Here is a 22,019-nt window from a genome sequence, read left to right on the forward strand (position 1 = left end):
CGCGGCAGGCGCGGCGGAGGCCACGGGCGCCCCGGGTGCGGCGGGCGCGGCGGAGGCCGCGGGCGCGGCAGAGGCCGCAGGCGCCCGGGGCGCGCCATGCGGGCGGGCCCGCCGCCCGCTCTGATGTGCTGGTGCACATGACACAACCGTTCCTGCCCCTCACCGCCCGCTCCCGCGAGGAGTCGCACCGGGTCGCCACGTCCCTGGAGCTCTTCTTCGACCTGTGTTTCGTCGTGGCCGTCGCCCAGGCCGGTGCCGAGCTCGTGCACGCGGTCGCCGAGGGCCACGCGGGCCAGGGCATCCTCAACTACGCGATGGTCTTCTTCGCGATCTGGTGGGCCTGGATGAACTTCTCCTGGTTCGCCTCGGCCTACGACAACGACGACGTCCTCTACCGGGTCGTCACCCTCATCCAGATCGCCGGCGTCCTCATCCTCGCCGCCGGTGTCTCGCGCGCCTTCGAGGAGCACGACTTCCTCGTCGTCTACCTCGGCTACGTCGTGATGCGCCTCGCGATGGCCTCCCAGTGGCTGCGCGCCGCCCACCACGCCACCGCCCCGGCCGAGCGGACGATGTGCCGCCGGTACGCGGGCGGGGTCCTCGCCGTCCAGATCGGCTGGCTCGCACTGGTCCTCGCGCCCGAGTCGGCCCGCCCGTGGGTGTTCCTGGTCATGGCGCTCGCCGAGATGGCCGTGCCGGTGTACGCGGAGAAGGACGCGCCCAGCGCCTGGCACCCGCACCACATCGCCGAGCGGTACGGCCTGTTCACGATCATCGTGCTCGGCGAGACCGTCGCCGCCGCGACCGTCGCCGTGAAGACGGGCATCGTCGAGAACGACGCCCTCGGCGAAGTCCTCCCGATCGCCGCGGGCGGCCTGCTGCTCGTCTTCGCCGCCTGGTGGATCTACTTCGTCGTGCCCGCCCACGATCGGCTGACCTCCAGCCGCCAGGGCTTCCTGTGGGGCTACGGCCACTACGTGATCTTCTCGTCGGCCGCCGCCGTCGGGGCCGGCCTGGAGATCGCCGTCGAGCAGTCCGTCGGCAAGGCCCACATCTCCACGCTCGCCGCCTCCGCCGCCGTGACGATCCCCTCGGCCGTGTTCCTGCTGTCGGTGTGGCTGCTGCACGCCCGCTACTTCAAGGTCGGCATCGCCCAGCAACTGGTCCTGCCGGTCTCGTCGTTCGCGATCCTGATGTGCACGTTCGCCGGCCACTGGGCGGTCCTGGCGGCCGGGATCGTCGCGGCGGCCACGGTCGCCGTCGGGGTCACCCTGACCGCCCGCAACCCGGCCACGCGCGCGAGGACGAGGGCCTGACGGACGCCGGGAGGTGGGAGGCCGGGAGGCTGGAGGCCGGGAGGCTGGAAGAGCCGCTGTCCACCGGGACACAATCCGCCCCATGATGTTCCGCCTCCTCGGACCGCTCGCCATGACCGACGCCACCGGCACCCCGGTGCCCGCCGTCGGCGGCCCCAAGGTCCGCGCCCTGCTCGCCCGGCTCCTCCTCGACGCGGGCCGGACCGTCCCGGTGGAGCGGCTCGTCGACGGCCTGTACGGGGACGAGCCGCCGGCCGGCGCCCAGGGCGCGCTCCAGGCGCAGGTCTCGCGGCTGCGCCGGGCCCTTCCGCCGGGCGTGGCGGTGGAGTTCACGCCCGCCGGGTACCGGCTGGCCATCGAGGACGTGGACGTCCTGCGCTTCGAGGCGCTGGCCCGGGAGGGCGCGCGGGCCGCTGCGGCGGGCGATCCCGGCCGTGCGGCAGGGCTGCTGCGGGAGGCGCTCGGCCTCTGGCGGGGGCCGGCGCTGGCCGACGTACGGGACGCGCCGTTCGCGGCGGGGCAGGCGGCCCGGCTGGACGCGCTGCGGCTCGACGCGGTGGAGGAGTGGGCGGCCGCCGAGTTGACCGTCGGCGGGGACCCGATGCTCCTCGTACGGGAGTTGGAGTGGGCGATCCGGGAGCAGCCGCTGCGGGAACGGCTGCGGGGCCTGCAGATGCGGGCGCTCGGCGCGGCGGGCCGGCAGGCGGAGGCGCTCGCTGTGTACGAGGAGGTGCGGGCGGCCCTCGCGGAGGAGCTGGGGGCCGATCCGTCGCCGGAGCTGTCCGCCGTACACCTGGAGCTGCTGCGGGGTACGGAGGTGCCGAGGACGTTCCCGCCGCTGCCGGCCCCGCTGACGGACTTCGTGGGCCGCGAACGGGAACGGGAGCGGCTGGCGGCCCTGGTGGCGGCCGCGCGCCTGGTGACCCTGGTGGGCCCGGGCGGCGCGGGCAAGACGCGCCTGGCCCTGGAGGTGGGCGGAGGGCTGCCGGGGGAGGTGCGGTTCGTGGACCTGGGGGCGGTGTCCGCTTCCACCGAGGTCGCGGAGGCATTCGCCACGGCACTCGGGGTACGGGACGCGGCGCGGCTCGAAACGGCCCTGGCCGGGCGGCCGGTGGTGCTGATCGTGGACAACTGCGAGCACGTGGTCGCGGAGACGGCCGTCCTCGTACGGCGCCTGCTGGCCGCCTGCCCGGCGCTACGGGTCCTGACGACGAGCCGTGAGGCCCTCGGGATCACCGGGGAGTCCCTGCTGCCGCTCGGCGCGCTGGAGTCGGCGGCGGCGGAAGAACTGTTCGTACGGCGCGGGGCGGCGGTCCGGCCCGGATTCACGGGCCACGCACGCGTGGCGGAGCTCTGCGCGGGGCTCGACGGGCTGCCGCTCGCCGTCGAACTGGCGGCGGCCCGGCTGCGGACCCTGACCGTGGAAGAACTGGCGGACGGCCTCGGCAAGCGGTTCGAACTACTGTCACGCGGGGACCGCACGGCGCCGGAACGGCACCGCACGCTGCGGGCGGTGGTGGAGTGGAGCTGGTCGCTCCTCGAACCGGGCGAACGGGAGCTGGCGGCGCGGCTCTCGGTGTTCCGGGGCGGGGCGACGGCGGAGGCGGTCGCCCGGGTGTGCGGGGCGGGCGCGGGCCCGCTGGCCTCGCTCGTGGAGAAGTCGCTGGTGGAGGTACGGGACGACGGCCGGTACCGGATGCTGGAGACGATCCGCGCGTACGCCGCCGAACGGCTCCCGGCCGGGGACCCGGCGTTCGCCGCGCACCACGCGTACTACCGGGAGCTCGCCGAGGCGGCCGATCCCGAACTGCGCGGGCCCGCCCAGCTGGAGTGGCTGGCCCGGCTCGACGCGGAGGACGCGAACCTGCGGGCGGCGCTGCGGCGGGGCACCCCGGAGGACGGGCTGCGGCTCGTGGCCGCGCTCAGCCCGTACTGGTGGCTGCGCGGGCTCCGGGGCCGGGTGGCGGCGCCGGTCGCGGAGCTCCTGGACCGGGTGGAGCCGTCTGCGGAACTCGGCGAGGAGTACGCGCTGTGCGTCCTCGCGGCGGGCCTCCGGGAGGGCGAACACGTGGACCGGGCCAGGGGGTTCCTCGCCGGGGGTACGGCTCCGCTGCGGCAGCCGTACACGGCGTTCCTCTGGTCGACCGCCATCGGCCCCCTGGAGGGCCTCCGCCTCGCCGACGACCCCTGGTCCCGGTCCCTCGGGCTCGTGGGCCGCGCCCATCTGACCTCCTCGGAGGCCCTCTTCACGGAGGCCCTCGCGGGCTTCCGGGCGCTCGGGGAGCGATGGGGGACGGCGACGGCGCTGGAGGGCCTGGCAGGCCTCTCGACCGACCCGCTGCCGCTCCTCGCGGAGGCCCTGGCCCTCTTCGAGGAACTGGGGGTGGCCGAGGACGTGGTGGACCTGCTCCACCGCCGCGCCGCCGTCCACGAGGCATCCGGAGACCGGGCAGCAGCGACGGCGGACCGCACCCGCGCGACGGAAACGGCCCAACAAGCGGGCCTGCCGACCTGACCGCCTCCGCTGGGCGGCGGGGGGCATCGCCCCGGCGGGCGCCGCCTACAACGGGGGCGGCGCGAGGCGCATGCAGCGGTCAGCGGTCGTCAGGTGGCTGTCAGTGGTTCGTCAGCGCGTCGCGCCAGTGTTCTTCCCGTGCCCCGGGGAGACGCCCCGGGCCGCAGCCCGAGGAGACCCACCATGCAGCAGCACACCTCCACCCGTACCGCCCTCGTCACCGGTTCCTCCCGGGGCATCGGGCGCGCCATCGCCCGGCGGCTCGCCGCCGACGGGATGGTCGTCGCCGTGCACTACGGGCGGGACGCCGCCGCCGCGCAGGAGACCGTGGACCTGATCGTCCGGGACGGCGGGCGGGCCTTCTCCGTCGGGGCCGACCTGGCCACGCACGACGGGGTCCTCGCGCTGGTCGAGGGCGTCCGGGCCGGGCTCGCCGCCCACACCGGGGAGGCCGCGCTCGACGTGCTCGTCAACAACGCCGCCGCGGCCACCTCCGGCGGGCACCTCGCCGACGAGACCCCGGAGGAGTTCGACCGCGTCTTCGCGGTCAACGTCCGGGCGCCGTACTTCCTCGTCCAGGGCCTGCTGCCGGTGCTCCGGGACGGCGGCCGGATCATCAACATCGGGTCCGCCGTCACCCGGATCGCCCTCGCCGACGAGCTGGCGTACGCGATGACGAAGGGGGCGATGGAGACCTTCACCCGCACCCTCGCCAACGTGGTCGGGGAGCGCCGGATCACCGTCAACACCGTCGCCCCCGGCCCGACGCAGACCGCCTCGCTCACCGCCGCCATGGCCGCGATGCCCCAGCTCGAAGGGATGCTGATCGGCGGTCAGGCGCTGCCGTGGGTCGGGCAGCCCGAGGACATCGCCGATCCGGTGGCCTTCCTGGCCTCGGAGGACGGCCGCTGGATCACCGGCACCGTGGTCGACGCCTCCGGGGGCACTTACCTCGGTCCCAAGCGCTGAGCCAAGACGCGTGGTAGGCAGGGGACATGACACTTCCCGAGGAGACGGGCCGTCAGGACTCGATCACCGACGTGAGCGGGCTGCGCGTCGGCCACGCGCGCGTGGCCGGGCCCGGGGCGCTGAGCGGCACCACGGTCGTCCTGGCCCCGGAGGGCGGGGTCGTCGCCGCCGTGGACGTGCGGGGCGGAGGGCCGGGCACGCGGGAGACGGACGCCCTGGACCCGCGGAACGTGGTCCAGCGGATCGACGCGGTCGTCCTGACCGGCGGCAGCGCGTACGGCCTGGACTCCGCCGCCGGGGTGATGGCCTGGCTGGAGGAGCGGCACCGGGGCGTGCGCGTGGGCCCCGACCCGGCGCACGTGGTGCCGGTGGTGCCCGCCGCGTGCGTCTTCGACCTGGGCCGGGGCGGCGACTTCACGGCCCGCCCGGACGCGGCGACGGGCCGGGCGGCGGTGGAGGCGGCCGCCGCGAGCGGGGACCACGCGCGCGTGGAGACGGGCGCGGTCGGGGCGGGCACGGGGGCCGTGGTCGGCGGCCTGCGGGGCGGGGTGGGGACGGCGAGCACCGTCCTGGAGTCGGGGATCACGGTCGGCGCGCTCGTGGTGGTGAACGCGGTCGGCTCGGCCGTCGACCCGACGAACGGCGTCCCGTACGGCGGCTGCTTCGAGGCCGGCCGGCCCGCCTTCCCGGCTACCGAGGTCCACGAGGCGGCCCTGCGGCGGCTCGCGGAGGCCCGGAAGGCGTCCGCCCCGCCGCCGCTGAACACCACGCTCGCCGTCGTCGCGACGGACGCCGTCCTGACCCGGGCCCAGGCCCAGAAGGTCGCGGGCACCGCGCACGACGGCATCGCGCGCGCGGTGCGCCCGGTGCACCTGATGAACGACGGGGACACGGTCTTCGCGCTCGCCACCGGGGCGCGGGAGCTGCCGGAGGGGCCGGGTCCGCTCGCCCTGAACGAGATCCTGGCGGCCGGCGCTGACCTGGTGACCCGGGCGATCGTCCGCGCGGTCCTCGCCGCCCCTGGCGGTCTGCGCGGCCCGGGCGGCGACTTCCCCTCGTACCGCGAGCTGTACGGACCGGAGGCGGAGGCGTACTCCCGGTAAGGGGAGGGGAGTTGGAGGGAACGGGCGGGAACTTCGCGAGCGGGCCCTTCGTTTTGCCGGAACCCGGACACGATGTCAGACCCAGGGACTACGTTAAGCAAGCACCAAGTGACATGCGGCGACGGCCTGGAGACCCTCTTGAACGATCCGCAGGATCCTCACGATCTGTACGAGACGACCGAGACGCACCTTGAGCGGCTCCTCGGCCGGGCGCTCAACTCCTTCGACCTGCCCGACTCGACCGTCGAGCGCCTCGGCACGGCGCTCGCCCACTCCAGCGCGCTGCACTCCTCGCACCACAGCGCGTCGCTGCACCGCACGACCCACCGCCACACCTATCTGCTCGCCGACGGCAGCGCGCTCAGCCTCTGGGAGCTCGTGCACAACACCGGCCGGGACGGCGCCGAGCAGCACGAGCTGTACACGGAGGAGTCGGAGGCGCGGCTCGCCGCCTCCCGTCTCCCGGCCGGGCCGCTGCCGGGCTGGACGGCGGAGCGCGCCGACGGCCGCGTCCTCGACGAGGACGACGACCTGGAGCTGCTGAGCGCCCTGCTGGCCCGCCCGATACCGGCCCAGCCGCGGATGTACGTGCCGGACAACTCCGCCGACCACGCGCGCCGCGTCCTGCGCCGCGCGGAGAACGCGGACCGGCCGGGCGAGCGGACGGCCCGCCGTCTCCGGCTGGCCTTCGCGCACCACATCACGCAGGCCTTCGGGCGCCACTGCCCGGTGGAGGGCGGCCGGGACGCCGGCTTCACCCTCTACGAGCACCAGTTCCTGCTGCTCGACGGCAGCGAGGTCAGCCTCTGGGAGGTCGAGCACACGGCGACGCCGGACGGCCGGCACATGTGCGAGGTGTACGAGGACGAGCACGCGGCCCGCGGGGCGATGGAGTCCCGCTCCCGGGTCCGCTGACGCACCGCCGCCGACCCCGCCCCCGTCCGTTCAGGGGACGAGGGCGGGGGCCGCGGCGGTCTCGGTCAGGCGCCGGACGGCGAACGTCCGGTTGACGCGGGTCTGTTCGCGGTAGTTCTCCGGCAGGTCCGGCAGCGCGAGCAGCCGGTCGCAGGCGGCGAGCGAGGCGGCGTGGTCACCCGCCCAGTACGCGGTGATCGAGTACTCGAAGAGCAGCCCCCACCGGTAGACCCACGGCTGGGTGAACAGCACGTCGTCCGGCATCCCCTGGTCCAGGACGGCGGACACGACGGCGTGGGCGGCCTGGTGGCGCCGCAGCTTCCGCAGCCGCGCCACCAGCTCGTAGCAGGCTTCGAGGCGCTCGGGCCGCGACTCCCAGGCGCGCGTCAGGGCGTCCATCCCGGCCGGCCAGTCTCCGGCGTCGGCCCGCAGGACACCCGACTGGAGCAGGGAGACGTAGACCTCCTCGCCCCAGCCGCCCATGGCCGCGCGCCGCTCGTAGAGGGCGACGGCCTCGTCGGAGCGGCCCATGTCCCGCAGGGTCTGCGCGAGGTAGAAGACCGTACGGGGGTTCGTCGGGTCCCGGTCGAGCTCGGCGCTCAGCAGGCGGGCGTCGCGCTCGAACTTGTCGTGGCGCGAGCCGCCGTCGGCGTGGTCCTCGATGACGAGGGCGTCCAGGTTCTCCTGGACGTGGTCCCGGTCGGCCGTCAGGTACTCGTGGGTGACGCCCTCGTACCGCCAGGGCAGATCGCCTCTGACCAGGCGTTTGATGCGGTACTCGACGGGCCCCCGGTGGCGGATCATGTACGCGTCGGCGAGCGGGCCGTCGGCGGCGGGCAGCGGGCCGTCCTGGCGCAGGACGTGGTCGGCGTCGAGGAGCAGCAGGTAGTCGGCCCGGCCGCGGGCACGCGCGATGTTCAGGCTGCGGTTGTGGCCGAAGTTCACCCACGGCTCCTCGCGCAGCTCGCCCGGGATGCCGGCGAGGGCGGCGCGGATCAGCTCCTGGGTCCCGTCGGTCGAGCCCGTGTCGGAGATGACCCAGGTGTCGATCAGCCCGCGGGCGGAGGCGAGGCAGCGCTCGATGACGCGGGCCTCGTTCTTGACGATCATGCAGAGGCAGATCGACGGCTTCACGGCAACACCACTTCCGGGGGATCGGGCCCGGTGACCTCATGACCCGGTGACCGTACGTACAGGCCTCCGTCGCCCGAATACGGCACGCCGGGAGACGGGCAGAGGTTCGCTCCCGCGTACGCACCCATTCGATATCGGCCATAGGCCGTGGAGTTGATTGCGCCACTCGATCCTCAAGGGCTTGCAATCGCGATCCGATGACCACTAGCGAAGCCGAACACGCTTCCACATGATCCCCCGATCCGGTTACAGCCGGTCACGAAGGAGTGCATGCATGCGTCCTGATCTCAGGACCAGGTCTCCCCTGGGTCCGCTCGCCCGACGTCGCGCCTGGGTCTCCGGCGGTGCCGTCGCCTCGCTCGCCCTCGTCCTGACGGGAATGGCGGGCCCCGCCATGGCGATGGCCCCGGGCGGGCTCGCCGCGTCGAGCGCCGCCGCGAGGGGCGGCGAGTGTCCGGAAGGCCCGCACGGCCCGCACCACCCCAAGATGGGCGAGGTCGGCGCGTACGTCGACGGGGAGGTCCAGCACGCCCTGGAGAGCGGGGCGCGGGCCGCCCGGTCCCTCAAGGGCGGCGGCTACGGCGACGACTGCGAGAACCACGGCGGGCAGCCCGGCCCGACCGGCCCCACGGGTCCCCAGGGCCCGAAGGGCGACACCGGCCCCGCAGGCCCGAAGGGCGACAAGGGCGACACCGGCCCGCAGGGTCCCCAGGGCCCGACCGGCCCGGGTGGCGGCGCCACCGGCCCGACCGGCCCGGCCGGCCCGCAGGGACCGGCGGGACCGAAGGGTGACACCGGCGGCGTCGGCCCCGCAGGCCCGGCAGGACCGGCGGGACCGCAGGGTCCCCAGGGCCCGACCGGCCCGGGTGGCGGCGCCACCGGCCCGACCGGCCCGGCTGGACCGCAGGGGCCGGCTGGACCGCAGGGACCGGCAGGACCGCAGGGGCCGGCGGGACCGCAGGGGCCGGCGGGACCGCAGGGCGACACCGGTAGCACCGGCCCGGCGGGCCCCCAGGGGCCGGCAGGCCCCAAGGGTGACACCGGGGCCGCCGGACCCTGCGTCGACATCGACACCTACAGCCCGTCCAACACCGAGGACTTCCAGGCCGCCCTCTACAACGGCAAGGCGTTCGCCGGCAAGGCGAGCGTGCCGGGCGGGACGATCGTCTGGCAGGACCTCACCAACACGGTCGCGACCGCCACCGACCCCGCCAACCCGAACTACCCCGCCACCGCCTGCGGCATCGCCATCGAGGCCCAGGGCAACGACGCCTTCATCAAGGTGATCACGCCCAGCGGAGCGGTGTGGCAGACGCACGGGGACATCCAGGGCAACACGTTCGTCTGGGACGAGGCCTGGGTGCAGCAGACGACCCCGACGCCGGTCGCCATGCGCGCGCTCAAGGGCAAGTTCAAGGGCGACATGAAGCACGGCTCCGTCAACCACCACTGACGGCACGGCAAAGAGGGGCGGCGCGCACCCCGTGCGCACCGCCCCTCGGCCGCTCCCCGGTCCGGTCGTCCATGACGACCGGACAGACAGGGCCGTGGCCCCGGGACCCTTCCCGGGGCCACGGCCCTGTCACGAGGAGGTCAGTGCGCGAGCACCGGCTCCTTCTCGATCTCGTCGGCGACGACCTCGTCGTCGCCGCCCTCCAGGTGCTGCTTCGGCTTCGCCGGCAGCGCGAACATCACCAGGAAGATCACGGCGAGCACGCCCGCCGCCCAACCCAGCGAGTTCTGGAAGGCGTTCACGAACGCCGTCCCCACCTCGGTCGGGGCCTTGGCGAGCTTCTCGTCGTCGATCGTCCCGAAGAAGACCACCGACACCAGGCCGAGTCCGAGCGCGTTGCCCATCTGCCCGGTCGTGTTGATCAGACCCGAGGCCGAACCGGCGTGCTCCTTCGGCACCTCCGACAGCACCGCGTCCGTCAGCGGCGCCACGATCAGACCCATGCCGAGACCCATGACCACCAGCGGCGGAATCATCTGCCAGGAGTGGATCCCGGTCCCGTACCGCCCGGCCACGAAGAAGTAGAGCAGGATGCCCGCGATCATCGTCAGAGCGCCTGCCTGGAGCACCTTCCGGCCGAAGCGCGGCACCAGCTTCTGCACGGACAGGCCCGCCGCCGTCGAGACCGCGATCGAGAACGGCACCCCGGTCAGACCCGCGTGCAGCGGGGTCCAGCCGAGCCCGATCTGCATGTAGAGCGTCCAGACCAGGAAGAAGATGCCGAGCACGACACCGAAGGTCAGCTGCACCGCGATGCCGGCCGCGAAGCTCTTCACCTTGAACAGCGACAGCTCGATGAGCGGCGAACCGTCCTTCTTCGTCTTGTACTTCTCGTACGCCACGAGCGCGCCGAAGACGAGCACGCTGCCGGCCATCATCAGGTGGCCCCACAGCGGCCAGTCCAGCTCACGGCCGCGCGTCAGCGGGTAGACCAGCATCAGCAGCGCGGCCGTCACCAGGAGCACGCCGACCAGGTCGAGCTTGAGCGCCTTCGGCGCCTTCGACTCGGTGATGAACTTCCGGCCCAGGACCAGGGCGGCGATGCCGACCGGCAGGTTGATCAGGAAGATCGGGCGCCACTCCAGGCCCGCGATGTTCCACTGGGTGAGCAGCGCGCCGAGCAGCGGGCCCGAAACCGCGCCGAGGCCGATGATCGCGCCGAACATCCCGAAGACCTTGCCGCGCTCGTGCGCCGGGAAGGTGACGTGGATGATCGACAGGACCTGCGGCACCATCATCGCGGCCGCCGCGCCCTGGAGCAGGCGGGAGCCGACCAGCATCTCCTGGTTGGCCGCGAAGCCGCAGAGCGCCGAGGCGAGGGTGAAGCCGGCGGTGCCGAGGAGGAAGAGGCGCTTGCGGCCGTAGATGTCCCCGAGCCGCCCGCCGGTGATCAGGCCGGCGGCGAACGCGAGCGCGTACCCGGCGGTGATCCACTGGATGGCACCGAACGAGGCCCCGAGGTCCTTCTCGATGCTGGGGATCGCGATGTTGACGATCGTGGCGTCGACCAGGTCCATGAAGGCGGCGGTCATGACGATGGCGAGGGCGATCCAGCGCCTCTTGTCGCTGGCCGCTGCCGCTTCCGTGAGGGCGGCGTCGTGTGAACTCATACGAAGAAGATAAGAGGAATGTAGGTCAGTTCATGTCCTAGATGAGGCGCATTCTGGAATGCATGACGGACACTCCGGCACGACTCCTGAATCTGCTCTCGCTCCTCCAGACCCCGCGCGAGTGGCCCGGAAGCGAACTCGCCGAACGGCTCTCGGTGTCCCCGCGCACCATCCGCCGGGACATCGACCGGCTCCGCGACCTCGGCTACCCCGTCGAGGCGACCATGGGCGCGGTCGGCGGCTACCGCCTCGTCGCCGGTACGGCCATGCCGCCGCTGCTCCTCGACGACGAGGAGGCCGTCGCGATCGCCGTCGGCCTGCGCGCCGGGGCCGGGCACGCCATCGAGGGCATCGAGGAGGCGTCCGTACGGGCCCTGGCGAAGCTGGAGCAGGTGCTGCCGTCGCGGCTCCGGCACCGGGTCTCCGTCCTCCAGAACGCGACGATCCCGCTGACCCGGGGCGACGGCGCCACCGTCACCCCCGGCACCTTGACCGCGCTCGCGGGCGCGGTGACCGGGCACGAGCGGCTGCGGTTCGGCTACCGGGCCGGGGACGGGGCGGAGACGAAACGGCTCGTGGAGCCGTACCGGCTGGTGTCGACCGGGCGGCGCTGGTACCTCGTCGCGTACGACCTGGGGCGGGAGGACTGGCGGACGTTCCGGGTGGACCGGGTGAGCGAGCCCTTCGCGACGGGCGCGCGGTTCGCTCCGCGCGAGCTGCCGTCGGGGGACGCGGCGACGTACATGGCGCGCTCGATGGCCCGGGCCCAGGGCGAGGTCGACCTGGACGTGTCGTTCGCGGCACCGACCGAGTTCGTCGTGGCGCGCCTCCCGTCCCACCTGGTCCCGGTCGCGGAGGGCCCGAACCGCTGCCGGCTGCGGGCGCGGGTGGCGGACTCGGTGGAGTGGCTGGCCCTCCGCCTCGCCCTCATGGACGTCGACTTCACGGTCCACGGACCGGAGTCCCTGATCACGTACGTGCGGGACCTGTCGACGCGCCTGGCAAACGCAACGCCCTGACACCCCCGTTGTGGGCCTGCGTCCCGCCGCCCCCGTTGTGGGCAATCGTTCCGCTGGGGCGGAACGGGTGGGCACAACGGACCCGCGCCCTTGCCGGCGCCAGAGGCTTCCGGGCCTGGACCCGCACCCGGCGCGCGCGGCACCCTTGTGGTGCGGGTCAAGGCGCGGAAGCCTAGGCCCGGCCGGGGGCGCCGTCCCGTGTGCCCACCCGTCCCGCCCTGCGGGACGATTGCCCACACGGCAGCAGGTGCGGGCCCACACGGCAGCGGGTGCGGGCCCCACACGGGCGTGGGGTGACGCCCAGCCGGGTGCGGGCACCACGCGGGCGCGGGGCAAGCGCGACGCCCAGCCAGGCGCGGGCCCGCCGGCCGCCCTAGGCCACCGCGTCGAAGCCCGTGTTGTGGGCCATCTTCTTCAGTTCCAGGAGCGCGTGCTTCTCGATCTGCCGGATCCGCTCGCGCGTCAGCCCGTGCTCCTTGCCGACCTCCGTCAGCGTCCGCTCGCGGCCGTCCTCGATCCCGTACCGCATGCGGATGATCGACGCCGTCCGGTGGTCGAGCTGGCCGATGAGGTCGTCGAGCTCCTCGCTGCGCAGGAGGGTGAGGACGGACTGCTCGGGGGAGACCGCCGAGGTGTCCTCCAGGAGGTCGCCGAACTGGGTCTCGCCCTCGTCGTCCACCGACATGTTCAGCGAGACCGGGTCCCGCGCCCAGTCCAGGACGTCGGTGACGCGCTCGGGCGTCGAGCCGAGTTCGGCGGCGATCTCGGCGGGCTCGGGCTCCCGGCCGTTCTCCCGGTTGAACTCGCGCTGCACCCGCCGGATCCGGCCGAGCTCCTCCACCAGGTGGACGGGGAGCCGGATGGTCCGGGACTGGTCGGCGATGGACCGGGTGATGGCCTGCCGGATCCACCACGTGGCGTACGTGGAGAACTTGAAGCCCTTCGCGTAGTCGAACTTCTCGACCGCACGCACCAGGCCCGCGTTCCCCTCCTGGATCAGGTCGAGCAGCGGCAGCCCGCTGCGCGGGTAGCGCCGGGCGACGGCCACCACGAGCCGCAGGTTGGACTTGATGAAGAGGTCCTTGGCACGCTCGCCCTCGGCGACCAGCGCCTCGAGCTCCTCACGGGTCGCACCGCCCGCCTCGCTCTCCACCTCTCCGTCGAGTATCTGCTGGGCGTAGACGCCCGCCTCGATCGTCTGGGAGAGCTCGACCTCCTTGGCGGCGTCGAGCAGGGGCGTGCGCGCGATCTCGTCGAGGTACATGCCGACCAGGTCGCGGTCGGCGATCTCCCCGCCCACGGCGCGAACGCTGCTTGCCCGTGCGGCTCCGCTCTCGGCGGAGGTCTGACGACGGGCGACGGCACGGGTTGCCATGCGTGCTCCCTTGCTGAGTAGGTCGCGACACCCTTCCGGGTGCCCTGCATCCGACGGAAACAACGACTGGAATCAGGACAGAATTCCCACCCGGCGCATGGATTTTCGCGATCATGCAGTATCCTGCGCGGCCGCCGCCCCCGCGGGCATGCCGCGGGCACCCACGGAGGTGCAGGTCAGACCGGCACGGAGGGTGAAACGGCGCCCCTCGCGGGAGCACACGACCACGTCGTCGGTGAGACCGCGATCACATGCGGCGCCATCCCTTCAGACGCCGTGACGTGATCCACGGTTGCCTCCACGATCACCTCCGCGGCGCCCCCACGGTCACCTCCGCGTCGCCTCCGCGACCACCTCCGCGGTGCTCCCACGATCACCTCCGCGTCGCCCCCGGCCGCCTCCGCCCTGCGGCCTAGGTCCCCAGCCCGTTCCGCGCCGCCACTCCCCCGCCCTAGCGTCACCCCATGACCGACACCACCGGCACCCTCGACGAGGCCCTCGAACGTCTCCACACCACGGGACCCGAGCGCAACGGCTGGCTCACCAACCACGCCCCCATGGCCGTCGAAGCCCTGGTCCGCCACGGGCAGGCCCCGGCCGTCCACCGTTGGCTCGACCAGTACGCGCACAAGCTGGAGGACGCGCCCGCCCCGCACACCCCGGTCACCGCCGGCACCTGGCGGGAGGCGCTCGGCGACCCGGCCCGGATCACCGACTGGACCCGTTACTTCGCGCGCGAGCTCGGCGACCGCCCCTGGCGGGACGTCCTCGCCGAGTGGTGGCCCCGGCTGCTTCCCGGCATCGCGGGCGGGGCGACGCATCCGGTGATCCGCACCGGTCACGCCGTACGGACCCTGCTCACGACGGAGGAGACGGCGCCGCGCCGCGCCGAGCTGGCGCACGCCCTCGGCTACTGGGCGGCCCGCCACCAGCCGCTGCCGCCGCTCACCCCGCTGGCCGTGGCACCGACGGCTGCGGCCGCGCTCGACGCCGTACCGCCGGTTCCGGAGCAGGACGGTGGGATCCGGGCGCGGCTCGCGCAGCTGACGGCGTTCCCGGTGTGGGGCGAGGCCTCGGACCCCGATGCGGCGAAGGCGCTGCTCACCGAGCTCGTGACGGCGGCGACGCACCGGTACGCCTCCCACGGCCACGGCGAGCCGATCATGCTGGTGCACGCGGCGACCGCGCCGAACGCGGTCCTGCGGACCCTGCCCGCCCTCCCCCGCGCGCTGTGGGCGCCGAGCACGGCTGCCGCCTGGGCGGCGGCGGCCGCGGTGACGGCGGCCTACACGCCGCGCGAGGCCGCCCCGTACGCCGAGACCGGGCTCGGCCCGGAGGAGCTCTTCGAGCGGGCGGCCGCGCACGGCGACGACCACACGATCAAGTTCACGGACACGGCGCTCGACGTGGGCGACCCGCTCGCCCTCGCCGCCGCCGTCCGCTCGATCGAGCTCAACCCGCCGGCGTACCGATAGACCGGCGTACCGATAAAGAGGTCAGCCGAACTGGTCAGCCGAACTGGACGGAGCGCTTCGCGAGGCCCATCCAGAAGCCGTCGATCACCGACCGCTCCGCGTCGAGGTCGCCGGCCGCGTCCGCCGCGCCCATGGCGACGAAGAGCGGGGCGAAGTGCTCGGTGCGGGGGTGGGCGAGGCGGCCGGCGGGCGACTTGTGCTCGAAGTCCAGGAGGGCGTCGACGTCGTGCGCGGCGAGCGCCTCGTTCCCCCAGGCGTCGAACTCGGCGGACCAGCCGGGGACGCCGGGCCCGGTGTGGCGGAGGGCGGCGAGGTTGTGGGTGAAGAAGCCGCTGCCGACGATCAGGACGCCCTCGTCGCGCAGCGGGGCGAGCTTGCGGCCGATGTCCATGAGCCGGCGCGGGTCGAGGGTGGGCATGGAGATCTGGAGTACGGGGATGTCGGCGTCGGGGAACATCTCGACGAGCGGTACGTACGCGCCGTGGTCGAGGCCCCGGTCCGGGATGTCCTGCACGGGGGTGCCGGGCCCGTGGAGCAGCTTGCGGACGGCCTCGGCGAGCCGCGGGGCGCCGGGGGCGGCGTACTGGACGCGGTAGTAGTGCTCGGGGAAGCCCCAGAAGTCGTAGACGAGGGGGACGGTCTCGGTGGCGCCGAGCGCGAGCGGGGCCTCCTCCCAGTGGGCGGAGACCATGAGGATCGCCTTGGGGCGCGGCAGGCCGGCGGACCAGGCGGCGAGCTCGCCGGGCCAGACCGGGTCGTCGGCGAGCGGCGGGGCACCGTGGGACAGGTAGAGGGCCGGCATCCGTTCGATCGTGGCGTCCATGGCGACCACCTTCCGCAGTCCTTGAAACTTCAAGCTATTACTCGGCCCACCCTAGACGTAGATTGTTCAACTTTCAAGAATGAGTCGTACGATGGGAACCATGGGAGACATGACCGAACCCCGCTGGCTGACCGCCGAGGAGCAGCACGTCTGGCGCGCGTACCTGCACGCCACCACACTCCTGGAGGACCACCTCGACCGCCAGTTGCAGCGCGACGCCGGGATGCCGCACGTCTACTACGGGCTCCTCGTCCAGCTCTCCCAGGCCCCCCGCCGCCGGCTGCGGATGACCGAGCTGGCCCGGAGCGCCAAGATCACCCGCTCCCGGCTCTCCCACGCGATCGCCCGCCTGGAGAAGAACGGCTGGGTGCGGCGCGAGGACTGCCCCTCCGACAAGCGCGGCCAGTTCGCCCAGCTGACGGACGAGGGCATGGAGGTCCTCCGGCGGAACGCGCCCGGCCATGTGGCGGCGGTCCGCCAGGCCATGTTCGACCGGCTCTCCCCCGAACAGGTGGAGCAGCTCGGCGTGATCATGCGCGTGATGGCCGAGGGCCTCGAACCCACGGACGCGGACGCGGACCTGCCCTGGCTCCGCTGAGCAGACGGAACGCATGAACGGGCCTGCCCCGGTGCCGCTGCGAGGCGGAACCGGGGCAGGCCCGTTCGAACCGGGGCAGGCCCGTTCGTACGCGTACCGGCGGGATCAGTGGGCGACGACCGGCACCTTCACCTCGTCCTCCGCGTCCGCGCCCGTGCCGGACCCGGCGACCGGCCCGGTCCCCGGCTTCCCGGTGTTGATGAACACGAAGGCGATCGTGGCCGAGAGGGCCAGGATGCCGACGGCCCACCAGATGGCCGTGGTGTACCCCTCGACCATGCTCTGGAACTGGAGCAGCTTCTGCGCGGCCGGGGTGGTCGCGCCGGCGACGTGGTCGGCCACGTAGGCGGCGGTCGCCGAGGCGGCGATCGTGTTCAGCAGGGCCGTACCGATGGCGCCGCCGACCTGCTGCGAGGTGTTGACCATCGCGGAGGCCACACCGGCGTCCCGCGGGTCCACGCCGAGCGTCGCGAGCGACATGGCCGGCATGAACGCCGTACCCATGCCCAGGCCGAGGAGCAGCTGCGCGGGCAGGATCAGCCCGGCGTACGAGGTGCCGATCTCCAGCTGGGTGAGGAGCAGCATGCCGACGCCGGCGGTCAGGAAGCCCGGGGCCATCAGGAACCGCGGCGGGACGCGGGTCATCAGGCGGGCGCCGATCTGGGTCGAGCCCGTGATCATGCCGACGATCATCGGCAGGAACGCGAAGCCCGTCTTGACCGGCGAGAACCCCTTCACGACCTGGAGGTAGTACGTCAGGAAGAGGAACAGGCCGAACATCGCGATGACGGCGAGACCGAGCGACAGGTAGACACCGCCGCGGTTGCGGTCGGCCACGACGCGCAGCGGCAGCAGCGGGTGCTTGACCCGCGACTCGGTGAGCACGAAGGCGAGCAGCAGCACGCCGGAGGCGACGAAGAGGCCGATCACGCCCGGGTCGCTCCAGCTGGTGGACTCGACGCGCGTGAAGCCGTAGACGAGCGAGACCAGGCCGAGGGTGGAGAGGATGACGCCGGGGATGTCGAGCGGCGAGCGGTTGCGGCCGCCCTCGGGCTCACGGACGACGAGGTACGCGCCGACGGCGGCGACGATCGCGAACGGGATGTTGACGAAGAAGGTCCAGCGCCAGTTCAGGTACTCGGTGAGGAAGCCGCCGAGGATCAGGCCCACGGCGCCGCCGCCACCGGCGATCGCGCCGTAGATGCCGAAGGCCTTCGCGCGCTCCTTGACGTCGGTGAAGGTCACGGCGAGCAGCGAGAGCGCGGCGGGCGCGAGGAGTGCGCCGAAGGCGCCCTGGAGCGCGCGGGCGCCGAGCATCATGGCCTCGCCGGTCGCGGCCCCGCCGAGGGCGGAGGCGGCGGCGAAGCCGATCAGGCCGGTGATGAAGGTCCGCTTGCGGCCCCACAGGTCGGCGATGCGTCCGCCGAAGAGGAGCAGACCGCCGAAGGCGAGGGCGTAGGCGGTGATGACCCACTGCCGGTTGCCGTCCGAGATCCCGAGGTCCTTCTGGGCCCAGGGCAGGGCGATGTTCACGATCGTCGCGTCGAGCACGACCATCAGCTGGGCGAGGGCGATGAAGACGAGGGCTTTCCAGCGGCCGGGGTCGGCCTGGATCGCGGGCTTCTCGGGGATTTTCGGCATGGGGGTAGCCACCTCTTGGCGCGTACTGGTGAAAAAAGGGCGTAAGTAGCGGGGTGCGGGTCAGGTCACGACGAGCAGGAGTCGCGTCTCAGGTCCTCCAGGGTCGCGGCCTTCCCGGGCAGTTCGGAGCGGGCGGGCGTCTCCAGGCCGTCGAGGAAGAGCTGCAGATGGCGGTGGACGAACTGGTCGAAGGCCCCGCAGCCCGATCCGGGCAGCGGGCGGGTCAGCTGGGAGATCGCCACCATCAGGTCGCCGACGCCGACGTCGGTGCGGAGCCGGCCGGCCGCCTGCGCCCGCTCGACGAGGCCCTGGACGACCTCCTCCAGGCGGGCGCGCTCGGCGACCAGGTCGGGGTGGTCCTTGTCGAAGGCGCCGTCGAGCATCGGACAGAGGGCGCCGACGCGCTCGTCGGCGGCGCCGTGGGTGAAGCGGCGGAGGGCGGCGAAGGTGTCGTCCTCCTCCTCGGCGGCCCGCTCGGCGATCTCGGCGACGCGGGCCATGAGCGAGAGGACGACCTCGTGGACGAGGTCGGCGCGCTCGGGGAAGTTCCGGTAGAGCGTGGCGTTCCCGACGCCGGCCCGGCGCGCGACCTCGTCGTAGGGCACCTGGGACCCGAACTCGACGAACATCTCGCGCGCGGCCGTCACGATCCGCTCGCGGTTGCGCAGGGCGTCGGCCCGCGGGCGGGGTACGCGGCGGGCGGGCGCGGTGTCGGCGGTGCTGGTCACGCCACGGCCTCCTCACAGTCGTCGATGGACTCATCCGGGGAAAGAGTCCCCACTTCGCTGAACACAGTCATAAACGGGGACCAGGTCCCCGGTTATTTCCCCGCCTCCATGTGACCTGCGTCACAAGATGCCGCTTCCGGGGAATCCCACGATCGGGCCACCCGACGCGCGCACCCGGACCACCCGTCACAGGCTGATCGCACAGCGCGGACCCGCGGAAGGGGTCGCTGCGCCGACCTGCCCCCACCGGAGAGGCGACGTATGCAGCACCCCCGCCGACGGATACGCAGACCCCTCGCCCTGGCGGCGACCACGGCGCTCTCCCTCGCCCTGCTCGTCTCGGCGAGCAGCACCCTCCCCGGGCCCGCCCCGGCCTCGGCGGGCCCCGTGGCCTCCGCGCCGACCGGCGCCCAGCTGGGGCCGTGCCGCATCTCCACCACGATGGGCGTGCAGATGTCGGAGGGGCTGCCCACGGCGCCGGGATACGTACGCTCCACGGGCCTCGTCAGGGCCCTCAACCTGATGATCGACTTCCCGGACGCGCCCGGGGACGGCACGGCGATGAGCCGCTTCCGCGAGTTCTTCCCGCAGACCGCCGACTGGTTCCGCACCAGCTCGTACGGGCGCCTGCACTACCAGGCCGAGGCACCGATACCCGACTGGCTGCGGATGCCCCGGGCCTTCTCCTCGTACGGCATCGAGCGCGGCTCACCGTACGAACCGGGCTACCGCGCCCTCGTCGAGGACATCGTGAAGGCCGCCGACGCGCGCGTGGACTTCAGCACGTACGACCTGGTCAACATCCTCGTCACGCCGAACGCCGGGCCCTCCGCCCTCGACACCGTCCTGTCCGTGACCTTCTCCGGCAACGACGACGCCCCCTACGCCGACGGCGTGCCCCTCGCCAACACGTCCTTCGTCTACAGCCGCCAGGACGACGGCTCCGGCAGCTTCGCCGAGACCGGCTACCGCGTCCTGCCGCACGAGAACGGCCACGTCTTCGGCCTGCCCGACCTCTACACCTCGGACGGCGGCGGCACCGTCGGGCACTGGGACATCATGTCCGAGGACTGGGGCGCCAACAACGACCTCCTCGGCTGGCACAAGTGGAAGCTGGGCTGGCTCGACAACGACCAGGTCGGCTGCGCCTCCGCCCCCGGCACCGGCGACTACAGCCTCACCCCGCTCGCGATCCCCGGCGGCCCCAAGCTCGTCTTCGTCCCGCTCTCCGGCACCTCCGGATACGCGGTCGAGGTCCGCAGCAAGGACGGCAACGACGAGGCCGTCTGCGAACAGGGCGTCCTCGTCTACCGGGTGGAGTCCGACGTGGACACCGGCCACGGCCCGGTGACGGTCTCCGACAGCCACCGGGCCAGCGGCGGCTGTACGCGCAGGGCCAACGTCCACGCCGAGCTGTCGGACGCCCCGTACGGCCCCGGCGAGACGTTCACGGACCGCGCGAACGGCATACGGATCGACGTCCTGGACGAGGACGGGACGGGAACGTACCGGGTACGAATCACCCGCCGCTGACCGAACACCCACCGCTAACCGGTCACCCGCCGCCGACCAGCCCCCTGAGCTGCCGCTTGAGAAGCTTCCCGGTCGGATTCCGGGGCAGCTCCTCCTCCCGTACGAGGACCCGGGCGGGCACCTTGAAGGCGGCGAGGCGCGCACCGACGTGCGCGCGCAGCCGCTCGACGTCGGGGTCGGCCCCGTCCCGCAGCCGCACGACGGCCACGACCTCCTCCCCGAGCAGCGGATGCGGCACCCCGACCACAGCGGCGTCGAGGACGTCCGGATGCTGCTGCAACACGCCCTCGACCTCGACGCAGTACACGTTCTCGCCGCCGCGGATCACCATGTCGGTGAGCCGGTCGACGACACTGACCCGCCCGTCGCCGTCGACGCGGGCGAGGTCACCGGTCCGGAACCACCCGTCGCCGGTGAAGGCGGCCCGGGTCGCCTCCTCGTTCCCCCAGTACCCCCGGATCAGGGACTGCCCCCGCAGCCACAGCTCCCCCACCCCGTCCGCGTCGGGCCGGTCGATCCGCACCTCGGTGACGGGCGAGGGCCGCCCGACACTCCCGGGATGGGCCCGGTACTCGGCCCCGACATTGGACAGAACGCCCCCACAGGTCTCGGTCAGCCCGTACCCGTTCCGGGGCTCGATCCGCTCCCCGTACCCGTCGACGATCCCCGCGACGATCCCGGGCGGGGCGGCGGCGCCCCCGGTACTGAGCAGGGTGAGGCTCTCCAGCCCGTCCCCCGTCCTCCGGGCGAGGTCGAGCAGCTGAAGGGCGGTGGTGGGAACCCCGGCGTAGTGGGTGACGCCGTGCTCGCGAATGAGCTCGAGGGCCCGCCCCGCATCCCACTTCCGCATCATCACGAGGGTCCCGCCGGCGGCCATGACGGCGTAGAAGGACGTGAACGCGGCGACGTGGAAGAACGGGAACGTGGTCAGGGAGACCATCGCCGGCCCGGTCCCGGGCACGTCCCCGCGCGCGAGGGCCGCGGCGGCGGCGAAGTACCGCGGGTTCATGGCGGCCCCGGCCTGCGCGAGGTGCGTGGCGACGGCGCCCTTGGGCCGCCCGGTGGTCCCGGACGTATAGATGATGGTGGCGTCGTGCTCGGGCAGGACGTCGACGGGGGGCGGCCCGAGCAGGGGGTCGTCGTCGGGGACGTACGCGACGAACCCCTCCTCGGCCCGGCCGCGGAACACGATCCCGGGCACTCCGCTCCGCGCGGCCCAGGCCCGCACGCGCGGGACCCGCTCACCGTCGACGAGCAGCACACCGGGCGCGCAGTCGTCGAGGGCGTACGCGAACTCGTCCTCGGTCCACCAGGCGTTGAGCGGCACGGCGACGAGCCCGGCGAGCTGCGCGGCCCAGAAGGCGACGTGCCACTCGGGCAGGTTCCGCATGGCCACGACGGCCCGGTCCCCCGGCCGCAGCCCGTACTCCCCGACGAACCGGCGCGCGAGCCCGCAGGCGGCGTCGAAGAACTCCCGATAGGTCATCGTGACGCCCTCGGCCACGAGGAACACCCGGTCCCCGTACCCCCAGGTCACCTCGACGAACTCCCGCAGGGTCCGCGGCCCGCCGACGTACACCCCGCCCTCGACGGCGAAGGGCGCCCCGGGCGCGCCGAGCCGCTCGACCCCACCAGTCACCACACCATCCTCCTCAGCCCCGGCGACGCTATGCGCACCCCCGAAGCCGGTCAACCACACCGACCGCCGGGCGACGGAAGGCCGCGGCGTCCAGATGCGGAAACGTCCATGAG

17 protein-coding genes are annotated in these 22,019 nt (G+C 73.4%); 10 read left to right on the plus strand and 7 right to left on the minus strand.

Annotation, left to right across the window (positions count from 1 at the left end; translation table 11 throughout):
• Positions 1-137 precede the first annotated feature (137 nt).
• From SVTN_RS15950 to SVTN_RS15970, 5 genes are all read left to right on the plus strand, one after another.
• The gene (locus SVTN_RS15950) at positions 138-1,316 is read left to right on the plus strand and encodes a low temperature requirement protein A (protein WP_041129695.1); all 1,179 of its coding nucleotides are present in this window, start codon (positions 138-140) and stop codon (positions 1,314-1,316) included.
• An 82-nt stretch (positions 1,317-1,398) separates the two neighbouring features.
• On the plus strand, positions 1,399-3,831 hold the full coding sequence (locus SVTN_RS15955; protein ID WP_052499149.1) for an ATP-binding protein: 2,433 nt from the start codon (positions 1,399-1,401) through the stop codon (positions 3,829-3,831).
• A gap of 183 nt (positions 3,832-4,014) precedes the next feature.
• On the plus strand, positions 4,015-4,800 hold the full coding sequence (locus SVTN_RS15960; protein WP_041129696.1) for an SDR family oxidoreductase: 786 nt from the start codon (positions 4,015-4,017) through the stop codon (positions 4,798-4,800).
• Between the two features lie 26 nt (positions 4,801-4,826).
• On the plus strand, positions 4,827-5,903 hold the full coding sequence (locus SVTN_RS15965; RefSeq protein ID WP_041129697.1) for a P1 family peptidase: 1,077 nt from the start codon (positions 4,827-4,829) through the stop codon (positions 5,901-5,903).
• Between the two features lie 138 nt (positions 5,904-6,041).
• Positions 6,042-6,818, plus strand: a complete 777-nt coding sequence (locus SVTN_RS15970; RefSeq protein WP_041133946.1) for a DUF6227 family protein — start codon at positions 6,042-6,044, stop codon at positions 6,816-6,818.
• A gap of 30 nt (positions 6,819-6,848) precedes the next feature.
• Here the strand turns inward: SVTN_RS15970 and SVTN_RS15975 are convergent, their stop codons facing one another.
• Entirely contained in the window at positions 6,849-7,952 is a 1,104-nt protein-coding gene (locus tag SVTN_RS15975; protein ID WP_245727550.1) for a glycosyltransferase, read from the minus strand.
• Positions 7,953-8,226: 274 nt separating this feature from the next.
• Between SVTN_RS15975 and SVTN_RS46150 the strand changes: the two genes are divergently transcribed.
• The gene (locus tag SVTN_RS46150) at positions 8,227-9,405 is read left to right on the plus strand and encodes a collagen-like domain-containing protein (protein ID WP_052499150.1); all 1,179 of its coding nucleotides are present in this window, start codon (positions 8,227-8,229) and stop codon (positions 9,403-9,405) included.
• A gap of 140 nt (positions 9,406-9,545) precedes the next feature.
• Here the strand turns inward: SVTN_RS46150 and SVTN_RS15985 are convergent, their stop codons facing one another.
• The gene (locus SVTN_RS15985) at positions 9,546-11,075 is read right to left on the minus strand and encodes an MFS transporter (protein ID WP_041129698.1); all 1,530 of its coding nucleotides are present in this window, start codon (positions 11,073-11,075) and stop codon (positions 9,546-9,548) included.
• 62 nt (positions 11,076-11,137) lie between these two features.
• On the opposite strand from SVTN_RS15985, the gene SVTN_RS15990 reads away from it, so the two are divergent.
• On the plus strand, positions 11,138-12,094 hold the full coding sequence (locus SVTN_RS15990) for a helix-turn-helix transcriptional regulator (RefSeq protein ID WP_041129699.1): 957 nt from the start codon (positions 11,138-11,140) through the stop codon (positions 12,092-12,094).
• Between the two features lie 373 nt (positions 12,095-12,467).
• Here the strand turns inward: SVTN_RS15990 and SVTN_RS15995 are convergent, their stop codons facing one another.
• Positions 12,468-13,469 (minus strand): sigma-70 family RNA polymerase sigma factor, encoded by a 1,002-nt coding sequence (locus tag SVTN_RS15995; protein ID WP_041129700.1) that lies wholly within the window; start codon positions 13,467-13,469, stop codon positions 12,468-12,470.
• Between the two features lie 464 nt (positions 13,470-13,933).
• On the opposite strand from SVTN_RS15995, the gene SVTN_RS16000 reads away from it, so the two are divergent.
• The gene (locus tag SVTN_RS16000) at positions 13,934-14,944 is read left to right on the plus strand and encodes a questin oxidase family protein (protein WP_041129701.1); all 1,011 of its coding nucleotides are present in this window, start codon (positions 13,934-13,936) and stop codon (positions 14,942-14,944) included.
• A 34-nt stretch (positions 14,945-14,978) separates the two neighbouring features.
• Here the strand turns inward: SVTN_RS16000 and SVTN_RS16005 are convergent, their stop codons facing one another.
• Positions 14,979-15,767 carry a dioxygenase family protein gene (locus SVTN_RS16005; protein ID WP_041133949.1) on the minus strand — a complete coding sequence of 263 codons (789 nt, stop codon included), beginning with the start codon at positions 15,765-15,767 and terminating at the stop codon, positions 14,979-14,981.
• Positions 15,768-15,858: 91 nt separating this feature from the next.
• Between SVTN_RS16005 and SVTN_RS16010 the strand changes: the two genes are divergently transcribed.
• Entirely contained in the window at positions 15,859-16,365 is a 507-nt protein-coding gene (locus SVTN_RS16010) for a MarR family winged helix-turn-helix transcriptional regulator (RefSeq protein WP_041129702.1), read from the plus strand.
• Between the two features lie 105 nt (positions 16,366-16,470).
• On the opposite strand, the gene SVTN_RS16015 is transcribed toward SVTN_RS16010, so the two are convergent.
• Together SVTN_RS16015 and SVTN_RS16020 are read right to left on the minus strand one after the other, a co-directional pair.
• Positions 16,471-18,006: an MFS transporter gene (locus SVTN_RS16015; RefSeq protein WP_052499151.1), complete on the minus strand. Its 1,536-nt coding sequence runs from the start codon at positions 18,004-18,006 to the stop codon at positions 16,471-16,473.
• A gap of 65 nt (positions 18,007-18,071) precedes the next feature.
• A complete protein-coding gene (locus SVTN_RS16020) occupies positions 18,072-18,734 on the minus strand; it encodes a TetR/AcrR family transcriptional regulator (protein WP_041129703.1) in 663 nt (220 codons plus the stop codon).
• 261 nt (positions 18,735-18,995) lie between these two features.
• Between SVTN_RS16020 and SVTN_RS16025 the strand changes: the two genes are divergently transcribed.
• On the plus strand, positions 18,996-20,267 hold the full coding sequence (locus tag SVTN_RS16025) for a M6 family metalloprotease domain-containing protein (protein WP_041129704.1): 1,272 nt from the start codon (positions 18,996-18,998) through the stop codon (positions 20,265-20,267).
• A 22-nt stretch (positions 20,268-20,289) separates the two neighbouring features.
• Here the strand turns inward: SVTN_RS16025 and SVTN_RS16030 are convergent, their stop codons facing one another.
• The gene (locus tag SVTN_RS16030) at positions 20,290-21,909 is read right to left on the minus strand and encodes a class I adenylate-forming enzyme family protein (protein ID WP_041129705.1); all 1,620 of its coding nucleotides are present in this window, start codon (positions 21,907-21,909) and stop codon (positions 20,290-20,292) included.
• Between the last annotated feature and the right edge of the window lie 110 nt (positions 21,910-22,019).

The sequence above is a fragment of the Streptomyces vietnamensis genome, assembly GCF_000830005.1.
Taxonomy (GTDB): domain Bacteria; phylum Actinomycetota; class Actinomycetes; order Streptomycetales; family Streptomycetaceae; genus Streptomyces; species Streptomyces vietnamensis.

Excerpts from the sequence above, each read along its gene's own strand:
- SVTN_RS15950 (WP_041129695.1), top strand. The coding sequence starts at position 138 with ATGACACAACCGTTCCTGCCCCTCACCGCCCGCTCCCGCGAGGAGTCG.
- SVTN_RS15955 (WP_052499149.1), top strand. The coding sequence starts at position 1,399 with ATGATGTTCCGCCTCCTCGGACCGCTCGCCATGACCGACGCCACCGGC.
- SVTN_RS15960 (WP_041129696.1), top strand. The coding sequence starts at position 4,015 with ATGCAGCAGCACACCTCCACCCGTACCGCCCTCGTCACCGGTTCCTCC.
- SVTN_RS15965 (WP_041129697.1), top strand. The coding sequence starts at position 4,827 with ATGACACTTCCCGAGGAGACGGGCCGTCAGGACTCGATCACCGACGTG.
- SVTN_RS46150 (WP_052499150.1), top strand. The coding sequence starts at position 8,227 with ATGCGTCCTGATCTCAGGACCAGGTCTCCCCTGGGTCCGCTCGCCCGA.
- SVTN_RS15985 (WP_041129698.1), bottom strand. The coding sequence starts at position 11,075 with ATGAGTTCACACGACGCCGCCCTCACGGAAGCGGCAGCGGCCAGCGAC.
- SVTN_RS15990 (WP_041129699.1), top strand. The coding sequence starts at position 11,138 with ATGACGGACACTCCGGCACGACTCCTGAATCTGCTCTCGCTCCTCCAG.
- SVTN_RS15995 (WP_041129700.1), bottom strand. The coding sequence starts at position 13,469 with ATGGCAACCCGTGCCGTCGCCCGTCGTCAGACCTCCGCCGAGAGCGGA.
- SVTN_RS16000 (WP_041129701.1), top strand. The coding sequence starts at position 13,934 with ATGACCGACACCACCGGCACCCTCGACGAGGCCCTCGAACGTCTCCAC.
- SVTN_RS16005 (WP_041133949.1), bottom strand. The coding sequence starts at position 15,767 with ATGGACGCCACGATCGAACGGATGCCGGCCCTCTACCTGTCCCACGGT.
- SVTN_RS16010 (WP_041129702.1), top strand. The coding sequence starts at position 15,859 with ATGGGAACCATGGGAGACATGACCGAACCCCGCTGGCTGACCGCCGAG.
- SVTN_RS16015 (WP_052499151.1), bottom strand. The coding sequence starts at position 18,006 with ATGCCGAAAATCCCCGAGAAGCCCGCGATCCAGGCCGACCCCGGCCGC.
- SVTN_RS16025 (WP_041129704.1), top strand. The coding sequence starts at position 18,996 with ATGCAGCACCCCCGCCGACGGATACGCAGACCCCTCGCCCTGGCGGCG.